The sequence below is a fragment of the Microbacterium sp. SY138 genome (assembly GCF_039729145.1).
Taxonomy (GTDB): Bacteria; Actinomycetota; Actinomycetes; order Actinomycetales; family Microbacteriaceae; genus Microbacterium; species Microbacterium maritypicum_A.
Genome location: NZ_CP155793.1, coordinates 549,458 through 563,480 on the forward strand (window position 1 = coordinate 549,458; position 14,023 = coordinate 563,480).

The 14,023-nt window shown below is 68.9% G+C and carries 11 protein-coding genes; 10 read left to right on the forward strand and 1 reads right to left on the reverse strand.

Annotated features, from left to right (window positions below):
* Nucleotides 1-10 precede the first annotated feature (10 nt).
* From ABDC25_RS02560 to ABDC25_RS02600, 9 genes are all read left to right on the forward strand, one after another.
* On the forward strand, nucleotides 11-385 hold the full coding sequence (locus tag ABDC25_RS02560; RefSeq protein ID WP_036271458.1) for a CrcB family protein: 375 nt from the start codon (nucleotides 11-13) through the stop codon (nucleotides 383-385).
* Nucleotides 382-741, forward strand: a complete 360-nt coding sequence (locus ABDC25_RS02565; protein ID WP_029258389.1) for a CrcB family protein — start codon at nucleotides 382-384, stop codon at nucleotides 739-741. The genes ABDC25_RS02560 and ABDC25_RS02565 overlap by 4 nt, the downstream gene beginning before the upstream one ends.
* A gap of 109 nt (nucleotides 742-850) precedes the next feature.
* Complete coding sequence (locus ABDC25_RS02570) at nucleotides 851-2,122, forward strand: sugar ABC transporter substrate-binding protein (RefSeq protein WP_347124689.1); 1,272 nt, start codon at nucleotides 851-853, stop codon at nucleotides 2,120-2,122.
* Between the two features lie 4 nt (nucleotides 2,123-2,126).
* Complete coding sequence (locus ABDC25_RS02575; RefSeq protein ID WP_347124691.1) at nucleotides 2,127-3,086, forward strand: sugar ABC transporter permease; 960 nt, start codon at nucleotides 2,127-2,129, stop codon at nucleotides 3,084-3,086.
* Nucleotides 3,079-3,972: a carbohydrate ABC transporter permease gene (locus ABDC25_RS02580; RefSeq protein ID WP_029265275.1), complete on the forward strand. Its 894-nt coding sequence runs from the start codon at nucleotides 3,079-3,081 to the stop codon at nucleotides 3,970-3,972. Before ABDC25_RS02575 ends, ABDC25_RS02580 begins: the two co-directional genes overlap by 8 nt.
* Nucleotides 3,973-3,975: 3 nt before the next feature.
* A complete protein-coding gene (locus ABDC25_RS02585; RefSeq protein ID WP_347124693.1) occupies nucleotides 3,976-5,034 on the forward strand; it encodes a LacI family DNA-binding transcriptional regulator in 1,059 nt (352 codons plus the stop codon).
* Nucleotides 5,035-5,075: 41 nt separating this feature from the next.
* A complete protein-coding gene (locus ABDC25_RS02590; protein ID WP_347124695.1) occupies nucleotides 5,076-6,257 on the forward strand; it encodes a Gfo/Idh/MocA family oxidoreductase in 1,182 nt (393 codons plus the stop codon).
* A gap of 211 nt (nucleotides 6,258-6,468) precedes the next feature.
* Nucleotides 6,469-7,056, forward strand: coding sequence for a TetR family transcriptional regulator (locus ABDC25_RS02595; protein ID WP_347124697.1), 588 nt, complete (start codon nucleotides 6,469-6,471; stop codon nucleotides 7,054-7,056).
* Between the two features lie 16 nt (nucleotides 7,057-7,072).
* On the forward strand, nucleotides 7,073-10,285 hold the full coding sequence (locus tag ABDC25_RS02600; RefSeq protein WP_029265280.1) for an efflux RND transporter permease subunit: 3,213 nt from the start codon (nucleotides 7,073-7,075) through the stop codon (nucleotides 10,283-10,285).
* A gap of 131 nt (nucleotides 10,286-10,416) precedes the next feature.
* On the opposite strand, the gene ABDC25_RS02605 is transcribed toward ABDC25_RS02600, so the two are convergent.
* Complete coding sequence (locus ABDC25_RS02605) at nucleotides 10,417-11,313, reverse strand: aldose 1-epimerase family protein (RefSeq protein ID WP_347124699.1); 897 nt, start codon at nucleotides 11,311-11,313, stop codon at nucleotides 10,417-10,419.
* 282 nt (nucleotides 11,314-11,595) lie between these two features.
* Between ABDC25_RS02605 and ABDC25_RS02610 the strand changes: the two genes are divergently transcribed.
* Nucleotides 11,596-13,854: a DEAD/DEAH box helicase gene (locus tag ABDC25_RS02610; protein ID WP_347124701.1), complete on the forward strand. Its 2,259-nt coding sequence runs from the start codon at nucleotides 11,596-11,598 to the stop codon at nucleotides 13,852-13,854.
* Nucleotides 13,855-14,023: the final 169 nt, after the last annotated feature.

A 14,023-nucleotide genomic window follows, 5' to 3' on the forward strand; every position in this document is an offset into this window, starting at 1 on the left:
AGTGGCGGAGGTGAACCTCCGCCGCATCCTGCTCGTCGCCGCCGGCGGCACGGTGGGGACGGCCGCACGGCTCGGCCTCGCCCTCGCGCTCCCGGATGGGGGCGGTATTCCCGTCGCGGTGCTCATCGCCAACGTCGTCGGGGCCCTGCTGATCGGCGTGCTGGCGGCCCGCCTGCCCGCATCGGCCGACCTGCGGCTGATGCTCGGCACCGGAGTGCTCGGCGGATTCACGACCTACAGCGCGTTCATGACCGGCACTGTCGCCCTGTGGGCTGACGTGCCTGCTCTCGCCGCCGCCTACGCGGTGGGCAGCCTCGTTCTCGGGCTCGGTGCGGCAGCTCTCGGGCTGCGTCTCGGCCGGCCCCGGACGGGACGGGCATCATGAGCCCGCTGCTGTTCCTCGGTGCCGCGCTCGCCGGAGGGGTCGGCGCGGTGCTGCGCTACCTCGCCGATCTCGGCGTCGCCCGTCTCGCGGGTCGTCGGTTCCCCTGGGGCATCCTGCTGGTGAACCTCACGGGCTCGTTCGCGCTCGGACTGGTCACCACCGCCCTGCCGGATGCCGCCTTCCTTCTCGGCGCCGGGTTGTTGGGCGGCTACACGACCTTCAGCACGGCGATGCTCGACACGGTGGCCCTGTGGCGCGACGGCGAGCGCCCCGCGTCGACGTTCAATGCGATCGGGATGCTGCTGCTCGGTCTGCTCGCCGCGGGCCTCGGTCTCGCCCTCGGTTCAGCCCTGTAATCGAGGGTTGCGGGGTGCGGCCCCCTCGGGCTACTCTCCTTGCTAATCGATTAACGCTAAACGATTAACATCCGTTTCTGCACTCGTGCACCTGTCGAAGGAGACACCGATGCCCCGTACGACCCGCCGCGCTCTCGGCGCCCTCGCCGCGTCAGCGGTCGCTGTCCTCGCCCTCAGCGCCTGCTCCTCCTCCTCGACGGGCGGCGGCAGCGCCGACGGCGAGGTCACCCTCAGCTATGCCATCTGGGACGAGAACCAGAAACCGGCGATGGAAGACATCGCCGCTGCCTTCACGAAGGAGAACCCGAACGTCACGATCGACATCCAGGTCACGCCGTACAAGGAGTACTTCACGAAGCTGCAGACGGCGGCATCCGGCGGTTCGGCGGCCGACGTCTTCTGGATGAACGGCCCGAACTTCCAGCTCTACGCGTCGAACGGGCAGCTCGCTCCTCTCGATGACGGTGGCATCGACGCCGCGGACTATCCGCAGGGCCTCATCGACCTCTACACCTACGACGGCAAGCTCTACGGCGCCCCGAAGGACTTCGACACCGTCGCCCTCTGGTACAACAAGGCGCTCTTCGACGCGGCGGGTGTGGAGTACCCCTCCGCGGACTGGACCTGGGACGACTTCACCGCGGCCGCCGCGCAGCTCACCGATCCCGCGAAGGGCCAGTTCGGGGTCGCCGCCAGCCAGTACGGCCAGGAGAACTTCTACAACTCGATCGCCCAGGCCGGTGGTGAGGTGATCTCCGCCGACGGGACGAAGAGCGGATACGGCTCGCCCGAAGCGCTCGCCGGCATCGAGCTGTGGACCGACCTGATCGCGGCGGGCTCCTCGCCCACGGCGCAGCAGATGACCGACACCAACCCCGAGGACTTCTTCCTCTCCGGCAAGGTCGCCATGTTCCAGAACGGATCCTGGGCGGCCATCGCCTACGCGGACAACGCCGACATCGGCGGCAGCGTCGATGTGGCCCCGCTCCCCGCCGGAGCAGAGGGCAACCAGAGCGTGATCCACGGTGTCGGCAACGTCGCCAACGCGAAGAGCGCACACCTCGCCGAGGCCAAGGCGTTCGCCGAGTTCGCCTCCGGAGAGCAGGCGGCGAAGATCCAGGCCGAGACCGGCACCGTGATCCCCGCGTTCGAGGGCACGCAGCAGGCGTGGGTCGACGCTCTGCCCCAGTACGACCTTCAGGTCTACATCGACGCGCTCGAGAACGCCGTGCCGTACCCGGCCTCGAAGAACACCTCCGCCTGGACGAGCATCGAGAGCGAGGTGCTCTCGCAGGTGTGGTCGGGCGCGGTGTCCCCGAAGGACGGCCTCCAGGATCTCGCCGACCAGATGCAGGCGGCACTGGACGCCGAGCAGGAGTGACCGCATGACCGTCATCGCGCCGCGCGCGGTCGAGACGGCGGAGCGGGTGCCGGAGCCGCAGAGCCCCGGCACCCGCCGCCGCCGACGGAGTCCGGGAGCGTCCCCCTGGTGGGCGCTGGTCTTCCTCGGCCCGACCGCCCTCGGGATCGCCGCGTTCTATCTCTGGCCGACCGTCCGCACCCTCATCATCTCGTTCACCAAGTCAGGCCCGTTCGGCGGGTCCGAGTGGGTGGGAATCGAGAACTACACGCGCCTGTTCCAGGACCCCGAGCTGATCGGAGCCCTCCGCAACACCGCGATCTACACGATCATCGCCCTCATCGGCATTCCCCTCGCGGTCGGCATCGCCGCGCTGCTGAACACCGCCGGTCTCAAGGGGCGCAGCGCCTACCGCACGCTGTACTTCATCCCCGTCGTCACCATGCCGGCAGCCATCGCGCTGGTGTGGCGCATGATCTACAACGGCGACTACGGAGTGCTCAATGCGGCCCTCGGTGCCGTCGGGATCGAGGGCCGCAGCTGGCTCACCGACCCGAACACCGCGCTGGTCGCGATCGCCGTCGTGGGCATCTGGGCGGGGCTCGGCACCAACATCGTCATCTTCCTCGCCGGACTCCAGGGCATCCCCGACACGATCATGGAGGCGGCCGACCTCGACGGCGCGGGCCCGGTGCGCAAGTTCTTCTCGATCACGATCCCGCTGCTGTCGCCGTCGATCTTCTTCGTCAGCGTGATCAGCGTGATCGGAGCGCTGCAGGTGTTCGACCTCATCTACATGATGCTCGGCCGCAGCAACCCCGCGATGCCGAACACCCGCACCGTCGTCTATCTCTTCTATGAGGCGGGCTTCCTCGACAACGACCGCGGCTATGCGGCCGCCATCGCCTTCCTCCTGCTCGTGATCATCCTGATCCTCACGATCGTGCAGTTCCGTCTGCAGAAGAAGTGGGTGCACTATGAGTGACGTCTCGCTCGACACACGCGCCGTGGTCGGCGCCCCCGTGGGCCGCTCCGGAACCCGGGCGGGGAAGCCGCGGAACCGCGGCCTCTGGATCGTGCACCTCGTGCTGATCCTCGGCGCGGTGCTGATGGTCTTCCCGTTCGTCTGGCAGCTGCTGACCTCGTTCAAGACGCTGTCCGACTCGGTGCAGGTGCCGCCGTCGTTCCTGCCGCGCGAGTGGGTGTTCACGAACTTCGCCGAGGTGTTCGACTCGATGCCGTTCGGACAGATGTTCCTGAACTCCGTGTGGCTCACGGTCGGGCGCACGGTCGGCCAGGTGGTGCTGTGTACCATGGCGGGCTACGCGTTCGCACGCATCCCGTTCCCCGGCCGCAACGCCCTGTTCGTCGTGTTCCTCTCGGTGCTCATGGTGCCGTCGCAGCTGTACCTGCTGCCGCAGTACGAGATCATCCAGTCGCTGGGCTGGCTCAACACGCTGCAGGCGCTCATCGTGCCGGGCATCTTCAGCGCCTTCGGCACCTTCCTGATGCGGCAGTTCTTCATGTCCATGCCCGCCGAGCTGGAAGAGGCCGCCCGCATCGACGGAGCGAATCCGTGGCAGACCTTCTGGCGGATCATGGTTCCGCTCGCGAAGCCTGGCATCATCGCACTTGTGGTGTTCACCGTGCTGTGGTCCTGGAACGATCTGCTCTGGCCGTTGATCGTGACGACCGACCCCGCGAAGATGCCGCTGTCGGTCGGGCTCTCGCAGCTGGTCGGCATCCACGGCACCGACTACCCGGTGCTGATGGCCGGCGCGCTGCTGGCGACGCTGCCGATGCTGGTGACCTTCATGATCCTGCAGCGGCAGTTCATCCAGGGCATCGCGTTCAGCGGATCGAAGGGCTGAGACATGGCGAAGAGCGAGCACCAGGCGCCCCGGCGCCCGACACTGCGCATGGTGGCCGAACGGGCCGGGGTGTCGACGGCGACCGTGTCGTATGTGTTCTCCGGACGCGCAGGGGCGGCGTCGGGCGCCGGCGTCGCCGAAGCCACGGCCGCACGCGTGCTGGCCGCAGCCGATGAGCTGAACTACCGCCCGAACAGTGCAGCGCGGGCGATCCGCACCGGACGCAGCGGCATGGTGCAGCTCTCGCTGCACATGCTGAGCGACCCGTGGTCGTTGGCGGTCGCCGACGCGGTGAACGCCGAGGCGAACAAGCACGGGCTCACCACGCTGATCCTCGCCGACGGTGATTGGCACGCGGCCCTGGACCGGGTCGAGAGCGACGTGGCGTACCTCGACGGCGTGGGCCTCGACGACAAGGCGCGGCAGAACCTCGACGACCTCGTGCGTCGCGGTCAGCGTCTCGTGGTGTTCTCCGAACATCTCGAACCCGAGGGCTTCGATGTGATCCGCTCGGATGCGATCCCCGGCTGCGAGATCGCGATGGACCATCTGCTGGAGCGGCACACCACGATCGGATGCATCGCCGCGGAGGGAGCCGTGCGCCTCGCCGGCACGCAGATCACGCGCTACACGCCCTACGTCGAGAGGATGGCGGCCGCCGGCATCGAACCGGACCCGAGCTGGACGGTGACGTATGCCGACACCCAGGCGAGCGCCTTCACCGCCGCGGTGGAGCTGCTGTCGGGGGAGAACCGACCGCGAGCGGTGTACGCCACCACCGACTTCGCTGCGATCGCCGCGATCAACGCCGCGCACATGCTCGGCCTCCGGGTGCCGCACGACGTCGCGGTGGTGGGCGTGGGCAACACCCCGGACGCCCGCCTGATCGCGCCCACGCTCACGACCGTCGGTCCCACCGACTTCTACGAGCGGCAGGCGTGCATCATCGTCGACCGCGCCCTCGAGACCGACCCCACACCCGGGCGCCTGCACGACTTCGCGTGGACGCTCTTCCCCGGCGGATCGACCGACCTCGACGCCCCCGCACAGCGGGCCCGTTGACCTCGGCATCCTGCACAGACCCATCACACAGAAGGACCATCGTGGATCTCCAGATCGGCATCATCGGCTTCGGCGCGCGCTCGACCCTCCAGGAAGAGGTGCATCGCCCGGGACACGGCTCGCGCATCAGCGCCGTGTGCGATCTCGCACCGCGCGCTCGCGACGACGCCCGCGCTCTCGTGCCGGATGCGCTCGTCACCGACTCTCTCGACGAGCTGCTGGCCTCCGGCGTCGACGCCGTCATGGTGCTCACCCCCGACGACACGCACGCAGCCCTCAGCATCCGTGCCCTCGAAGCAGGAGTGCCGGTGTTCTGCGAGAAGCCCCTGGCGATCGACCTCGCCGACGCCGACGCGATGCTCGAGACCGCACGCCGCACCGGCACCGGGCTCTACATCGGCCACAACATGCGGCACATGCCCGTGATCACGCTGATGCGCGGTCTGATCCAGAGCGGACGCATCGGTCAGGTCAAGGCCGTCTGGGTGCGGCACTTCGTCGGTCACGGCGGCGACTTCTACTTCAAGGACTGGCACGCCGACCGTCGCCGCACCACCGGACTGCTGCTGCAGAAGGGCGCTCACGACATCGACATCATCCACTGGCTCGCCGGCGCCTACAGCGAGCGCGTCTCCGCGATGGGGGCGCTGAGCGTGTACGGCGACATCACCGACCGTCGTGACAGGGCGGGGGAGCGGATGCCCGACTGGTTCAGCATGGACAACTGGCCGCCGACGGCGCTGACCGGTCTGCACCCGGTGGTGGACGTCGAGGACATCTCGATGGTGAACATGCAGCTGGAGGGCGGCATCTTCGCGTCGTACCAGCAGTGCCACTTCACGCCCGACTACTGGCGCAACTACACCGTGATCGGCACCGAGGGTCGCATCGAGAACTTCGGCGATGTCGCCGGTAGTGAGGTCAAGCTGTGGAATCGGCGTCATGCCGGAGCGGCGGCGGCCGACGAGACCTTCATCGTCCCGGAGGTGCCCGACGCGGGGCACGACGGTGCGGACGCCCTGCTCGTCGCGGAGTTCCTGCGCTTCGTGCGCCACGGCGGACTCACCGAGACGTCGCCCGTCGCGGCCCGCGAGGCCGTCGCCGCCGGCATCCTCGCCACCGCGTCGCTGCGGGGTGACGGCTCCGCGATCGAGATCCCGCCGCTGGATCCCGATCTCGTCGCCTACTTCGAGCGCGGGCAGGTCGAGGCCGCACTGGTATGAGTGCACCGCCGCCCTCGCGGTGCTGGGGTTGGGGATGTACGTGCCCGCCTCCCTGGTGCAGCACCGCATCATCCTGACCGCCGGTCCTGCGTTCGCCGCCGACACCTTGGAGGTCCACGACTCCGTGCGGAGCGAGGGCGAGGTCCGTTCCCAGCATCTTCACAATCCTGAAATGTACAAACGTACATGTACGGATGTCCAAGGGGGCGGGATGAGGCAAGGGGAGCGTCGGCGACGTGACCCTGAGGCGCGCCGTCGGGAGATCGTGACCGCGACGGCCGAGCTCATCGTCGAGGTGGGCGCCGACGCCGTCACACACCGCATGGTGGCCGCGCGTGCCGGGGTGCCTCTCGGGGCGACGACGCAGTACTTCGACACCCTCGACGACCTCAGGGCCGCGGCCTTCCGCGCGCTCGCCGAAGAGGTCGACGCACGTCTCGACGGCGTGCGGCAGACCCTCGCCGAACGCGGTGACAGCCCCGACGTGATCGCCGCCCTCGTGTTCGAGAGCATGGGCGACCACCATGCCGTGCAGGCCGACCGCGCCGTGGTCACCGCCGCCGTGCACGACCCCCGCCTGCGGGATCTCGCCCGCCATCTGTCGGACCGCCTCGTCGACCTGCTCACGCCGACCTATGGCGAAGACCGTGCCAGAGCGGCGATGATCTTCATCGACGGCGTCATGTGGAGCATGCAGATCCGCGACGACCGTCTCACCCAGTCCTTCATCGAGTCCGCACTGGCGCGGATCCTCGGAGACGACGTCTCCACCCCTTCCGCAGCGACAGCCACACCCTGACACCGAGGAAACCGCCTTGTCGAAACTCGCCATCCTGAGCCTGAAGAACCGCGCGCTCATCGCTCTCATCACCATCGTCGCGGCGGTGTTCGGCGGGCTCGCGCTCACGAACCTCAAGCAGGAACTCATCCCCTCGCTCGAGCTGCCGGCACTCGTCGTCATGACGACCTACCCCGGCGCCTCGCCCGAGGTGGTCGAGAACGACGTATCCACGCCGGTCGAAGCGGCGATCCAGGGCGTGCCCGGTCTGGAGTCGACGACGGCGACCAGCACCACGAACGCCTCGATCGTGCAGGCGATGTTCGCCTACGGAACGAATCTCGCCACAGCCGAGCAGAAGATCCAGCAGGCGATCAACCGCATTTCATCGCAGCTGCCGGAGGATGTGACCCCTCAGGTGCTGTCGGTCTCCATCGACGACTTCCCGGTGATCCAGGTCGCCGTCACCGGATTCGAGGATGCCGACAACGCCCAGGCCCAGCTCGAATCGGTCGCGATCCCCGAACTCGAAGACGTCGACGGCGTCAACGCGGCCGAGATCGTGGGTGGCGTCGGGCAGCGCATCAGCATCACGCCCGACGTGGCGAAGCTCGCCGCTGCCGGCCAGAGCACCTCGGCGATCAACGACGCACTCGACCAGAACGGCACGCTGTTCCCCGGTGGCGACATCACCGAGAACGGTCAGACGCTGACGGTGCAGACGGGCGCGAAGATCACCTCGGTCGAGGAGATCGCCGCCCTTCCGCTGGTCGGCACCGACGTCACGATCGGCGATGTCGCGACGGTCGTGCAGGAGTCCGACCCCGTCACCTCCATCTCCCGTGTCGACGGCAAGGATGCGCTGTCGATCTCCATCACCAAGCTCCCCGCGGCGAACACCGTGGAGGTGTCCAACGGCGTGATCGCCGCGCTCGACACGATCGGCGACGCCTTCCCGGACGCGACCTTCACCGTGATCTTCGACCAGGCGCCGTTCATCGTGCAGTCGATCGAGACGCTCGCCACCGAGGGAATGCTCGGCCTGGTGTTCGCGGTGCTCGTGATCCTCGTCTTCCTGATGTCGGTGCGCTCCACCCTCGTCACCGCGATCTCGATCCCCACCAGCGTGCTCATCACCTTCATCGGGCTGCAGGCGTTCGGCTACTCGCTGAACGTGCTCACCCTCGGTGCGCTCACTATCGCGATCGGTCGCGTGGTCGACGACTCCATCGTCGTGATCGAGAACATCAAACGTCACTACGTGGGCGATGCCGACAAGGGCGATGCGATCCGCCTCGCGGTGCGCGAGGTCGCGATGGCGATCACGGCGTCCACCATCACGACAGTGGCGGTCTTCCTGCCGATCGTCTTCGTCGGCGACATGGTCGGCGAGCTGTTCCGGCCGTTCGCGATGACGGTGACGATCGCGATGGTCGCCTCGCTCCTGGTCGCCCTGACGATCGTGCCGGTGCTCGCCTACTGGTTCCTCAAGCCGGGCAAGCCGTTGCTCGACGAGCACGGCGATGCGATCGACCCCGAGCACCCGGACGCGCCGCCGACGTGGCTGCAGCGCCAGTACCGGCCGATCCTGGGCTGGACGCTCAAGCACTCCGGTGTCACGGTGATCCTCGCGGTCGTCGTGCTCGGCGCCACGCTCGCCGCAGCGCCGCTGATGAAGGTCAACTTCCTCGGCGACTCCGGCCAGAACACCATGACGATCACGCAGGACCTCGGCCCGACGGCGAGCCTCGAGGCCAAGTCGGATGCGGCGGTGGCGGTCGAAGACGCCCTGCTCGACATCGACGGCATCGAGCACGTACAGGCCTCGATCGGCACCAGTGGTTCGGCGCTCAGCGACGCCTTCTCGGGCGGTGCGGGCGTCACGTACTCGGTGCTCACCGACTCGAACGCCGATCAGGAGAAGCTCCGCGCGGATGTGCAGGATGCGATCGACGGCCTCGGTGACGATGTCGGGGATGTCGCGGTCTCGGCCTCGGCCGGCTTCGGATCGAGCGACATCGAGATCACGGTCAGCGCCTCGAGCTCGGACGACCTCCAGACGGCGACCACCGCGCTGGTCAAGGAACTCGACGGGAAGGACGGCGTCGGCCAGGTGAGCGACAACCTCGCCGCGTCGCTGCCGTACATCGCCGTCGTGGTCGACAGGGAAGCCGCCGCCCAGCGTGGACTCTCCGAGGTCGCGGTCGGTGCCATCGTGTCGGGCACCATGCGCCCGCAGCAGGCGGGATCCGTCGAGATCGACGACACCGCGCTGACGGTCTACATCGTGACCCCGAACCCGCCGACCACGGTCGACGCGCTCAAGCAGCTCACCATCCCGACGCCGACCGGCATCGTGCAGCTGCAGGACATCGCGACCGTCGAGCAGCAGAACGGACCCACCTCGATCACCACGGAGCAGGGCCGCCGTACCGCGACGATCACCGTGCCGCCGGCGTCCGACAACCTCGCCACGGCCACGCAGTCCGTGAACACCGCGCTCGCGGCGGTCGACCTGCCCGACGGTGCATCCGCCGAGGTGGGCGGTGTCGCGTCGCAGCAGGCCGACTCGTTCTCGCAGCTGGGGCTGGCGATGCTCGCGGCGATCCTGATCGTCTACGTGGTCATGGTCGCGACCTTCAAGTCGCTGCGCCAGCCGCTGCTGCTGCTCATCTCGGTGCCGTTCGCGGCGACCGGGGCGATCCTGCTGCAGATCATCACGGGTGTGCCGCTCGGCGTCGCATCGTTGATCGGCGTGCTGATGCTCATCGGCATCGTGGTGACGAATGCGATCGTGCTCGTCGACCTCGTGAACCAGTACCGGGAGAAGGGTCTGTCGACCATCGAGGCGGTGAAGGCCGGTGGTGAGAAGCGTCTGCGACCGATCCTGATGACCGCACTCGCCACCATCCTCGCCCTCACTCCGATGGCCCTCGGCATCACGGGTCACGGCGGCTTCATCTCGCAGCCGCTCGCGATCGTCGTGATCGGCGGTCTGATCTCGTCGACGGTGCTGACGCTGATCGTGCTGCCCACGCTCTACAACCTCGTCGAGGGGGCCAAGGAGCGACGCGCAGCGCGCAAGGCGGGAGGAACGGATGCCGGAGGAACCTCGGCTCCGGATGCTCCCGTGGGCCCGGATGCATCCGGTGCCGCCGTGGCGTCGGCTCAGCCGGTGCTGATCGATGCCTCCGGCCTGCCGCACGCGCCGCAGCTCACCCGCCGCGAGCTGCGCGAGCGCGGGGAGTAGCGCCTTCTCGGCGTCGCCCGGCCGAAACGGAGATCATGTGCGCCGCGGCCGGCGAGTCACCATCCGACTCGCCGGCGCGGCGTCATTCGCTCTCTGTTCTCGTCGGGGAGTTCGCGGCGAGCCGCGTCGAGTCAGCTCAGCGTGATGCCCCAGTGCAGGGTCCAGGTCTCATCGGGGGCGAGCCGGCGGATGCCGAGGCCGCTGTTCAGGGCGTCGGCCGGTGCGGTCATCGGCTCGATCGCGACCGCGAGGCTCTGACCGGGATAAGCGGGCGTCGTGTACACCTGCACGTAGTCGAAACCCTCGCCCTGCCAGAGCGTCACGCGGCGACCGTCCGGCGCGGTGAGCGAATGGTGCACACGTCCGTCGGGATCACGGGCGAGATCCGTGAAGCCGGTGTCGAGGGTGACGTCTCCCAGTCGGACGCCCTCGCGCAGAGCGGCATCGGCCGGTCGGGTGCCGGTGGGGAGCATCCTGTCGTCGGTGTCGAACGCCGTCTCCGCGGGGATCCGCAGCACGAGGTCATGCGGGTCCACGTCGCCGATCGTCACGAACGGGTGGGTGCCGAGGGCCACGGGCGCGGACGTGGTCGACCGGTTGGTGAGCGTGTGCGACACGTCGATGCCGTCGGGCGTGAGCGCGTACTCCACTGTCGTCTCGATCAGGTACGGGTATCCCGTCTGCGGGACGACGGTCGCACGCAGCACGGCTTCGCCCTCGGTGTGCGAGACCTCGTAGGCGGTGAAGCGCAACAGGCCGTGGCTCGCGTTGTTCAGCTTCGGCTCGGTGATCGCGAGTCTCCGTGCGGTGCCGTCGTCGTCCCACTCTCCGTCGCGCACCCGGTTCGGCCACGGGACGAGGACCACGCCGGAACAGGCCGGCGTGGGCAGCTCGAGAGGATACGGCGGTACGAGGTCGACATCGTCGATGCGCAGCGAACGCAGGGAGGCGCCGACCTGTGCGATCTGTGCGGTCACCCCGCCGCGTCGAAGGCTGATCTGGGCGCCGGTGGGGGAAGCGGTACTCACCTCGTCATCGTACGGCCACGATCGGGTCGGCGGTCTCTCAGGAGCGTCGGCTACACTTGAGCGGTCGGCTTCGGACACCCGCGCGTTGGCGCGGACGTTTTCTGTGTGTGAAGTGTGAGTCCAGGGGCCGATGGTGAGCGTCGCTCGACGCTAATCAACCATCACATGAATGGCCCCGGCCGCTGACAGTCCGGAACCCCGCTGGTCGAGTTCGACCAGGCGCAGGGTGCTCGCGCGTGCGCGCGGCGCTGTTCTCGTGCGAGAACACAGAAAGACACCGCAATGCCGAAGAACAAGAAGCCCCGCGGCGGACGTCCGTCCGCGAACTTCGAACCGCGCTACGGCGCGAAGAAGACCTCTTTCCACGACCGTCACAACGGCGGCCCCGCCCGTGACGGTGCACGCGATGAGCGCGGCGGACGAGCGGATGCCGGCGATCGTCGCACCGCTGCATCCGCGGGAGGGTACGACCGTCGCCCCGGCAGCCGCAGCGCCGGCCACCGCGGCTACCGTCCGGCTGAAGCCGAGTCGGGTGCGCCCAAGCAGCGCTGGGGTGCGTCGGAGCGCGCCGGCCGCGACGAGGCGCGCGGGATCCGCAACCGCGCCGAGTCCGGGCGTCGCGAGGCCCCGCACCACCGCAACGACGAGCGCTCCGAGCGCCCTCGCTACAACGACCGCCCCAGCGCCGGAGGCCGTTTCGACGACCGTCCGCGTCGCGACGACCGCGGCGGACAGCGCCAGACCGGACAGCGCCCGACCGGGCCCGGCACCTACCGCGACGACCGCGGCGGCGACCGCCCCCGGTTCGACCGCGACGACCGTGCGCGTCGCGATGACCGCGGCGCCGGCACCCAGCGTCAGGGCTTCCGTGACAACGACCACCGCGATGGCGGGCGTCCGGGTCGCGACGACCGGCGTGGTGCCGAGCGTCCGCGGTTCGACCGTGACCGCGGCACCGAGCGTCCCCGGTTCGACCGTGACGACCGCCCGCGTCGCGATGACCGCGCCGGTGACCGCACCCGGTCGAACGATCGCGGCACCGAGCGCCCCGAGCGTTCATACGACGCCGACCGCGCGCGTCGCGCTTTCGACCGTGACCGCACACAGCGTTCGTACGAGGGCGGCCGCGACGAGCGTTCGCGTCCGTCGACCGGTGGCGCGTACCGCACCGAGCGCCCGCGCCCGCTGACCTCGGACACCCGTGGGCGCCCGGCCCGCAACGAGCGACCGAGCCGCAACGACTGGAACGCCACCAGCCGTCCTGCATCGACCGGAGCGAAGTTCACGCCGGGCGATGACGTCGTGCACGAGCGCCTCGAGGCGAAGTCCGTCGCGGCGGTCGAGGTCGACGGTGTGACCTTCGGCGACCTCGGTCTCGGATCGAACATCGTCGAGACCCTCGTCGGTATGGGTGCGGCCACGCCGTTCCCGATCCAGGCTGCCAGCATCCCGGCCGTCCTCGCCGGGCGCGACGTGCTCGCCCGCGGCCGTACCGGCTCCGGCAAGACCATCGCCTTCGGCGCGCCGCTCGTCGAGCGCGTGCTGCAGTCGCAGGCCGGCAAGCGCCGTGAGTTCGGGCGGTCGCCGCGCGCGATCATCCTCGCTCCGACGCGTGAGCTCGCGCTGCAGATCGACCGCACCATCCAGCCGATCGCCCGCAGCGTCGGGCTGTTCACCACGCAGATCTACGGTGGCGTGCCGCAGGGGCGTCAGGTGGGCGCGCTCAAGAAGGGCGTCGACATCGTGATCGGCACCCCCGGTCGTGTCGAGGACCTCATCAACCAGGGCAAGCTCGACCTCTCGGACTGCCGCATCGCGGTGCTCGACGAGGCCGACCACATGTGCGAGCTCGGCTTCGTCGAACCGGTGCAGCGCATCCTGCGTCACACCGCCGACGGCAGCCAGAAGCTGCTGTTCTCGGCCACGCTCGACCGTGAGGTCGCCGCACTCGTCGACGAGTTCCTCGTCGACCCGGCCGTGTACGAGGTCGCAGGTGAAGACCAGGACTCCAGCACGATCGAGCACCGCGTGCTCGTGATCGAGCACCGCGACAAGGCCGACATCCTCACGTCGCTCGTCGACCGCGACGGAAAGACGTTGGTGTTCGCCCGTACCCGCGCCTACGCCGACATGCTCGCGGAGCAGTTCGACGACGCCGGCATCCCGGCCGTCTCACTGCACGGTGACCTGAACCAGGCCAAGCGCACGCGCAACCTCGAGCGTCTGACGTCGGGGCGCGTGAGCGTGCTCGTCGCCACGGATGTCGCCGCCCGCGGCATCCACGTCGACGATATCGATCTGGTCGTCCAGGCCGATGCGCCCGACGAGTACAAGACGTACCTGCACCGCTCGGGCCGTACGGGTCGTGCCGGCCGCGCAGGTCGAGTCGTCACGCTGATCACGCGTCAGCGTCAGCGCCGCATGAGTGAGCTGCTCGAGCGCGCCGAGATCGATGCGCCGTTCGAGAACGCCCGTCTCGACGACGACGTGATCGAGGAGATCGCCGGTCGCGTTCCGACCGCGGCAGACCTCACCTCCTGAGTCGGTCGGTCGCCGGCTGCGACCGCGCACAACGAGGACGATCCTGCAGAAGGGCCCCGGGAAGCACGTTCCCGGGGCCCTTCTGCGTCGTCTCTCCGGAGTTGTGAACGTTCGGAAGCGAGCGCTCCGAGGTTCCGTGCCGAGATGACGCCTTCCACGGGATGATGAC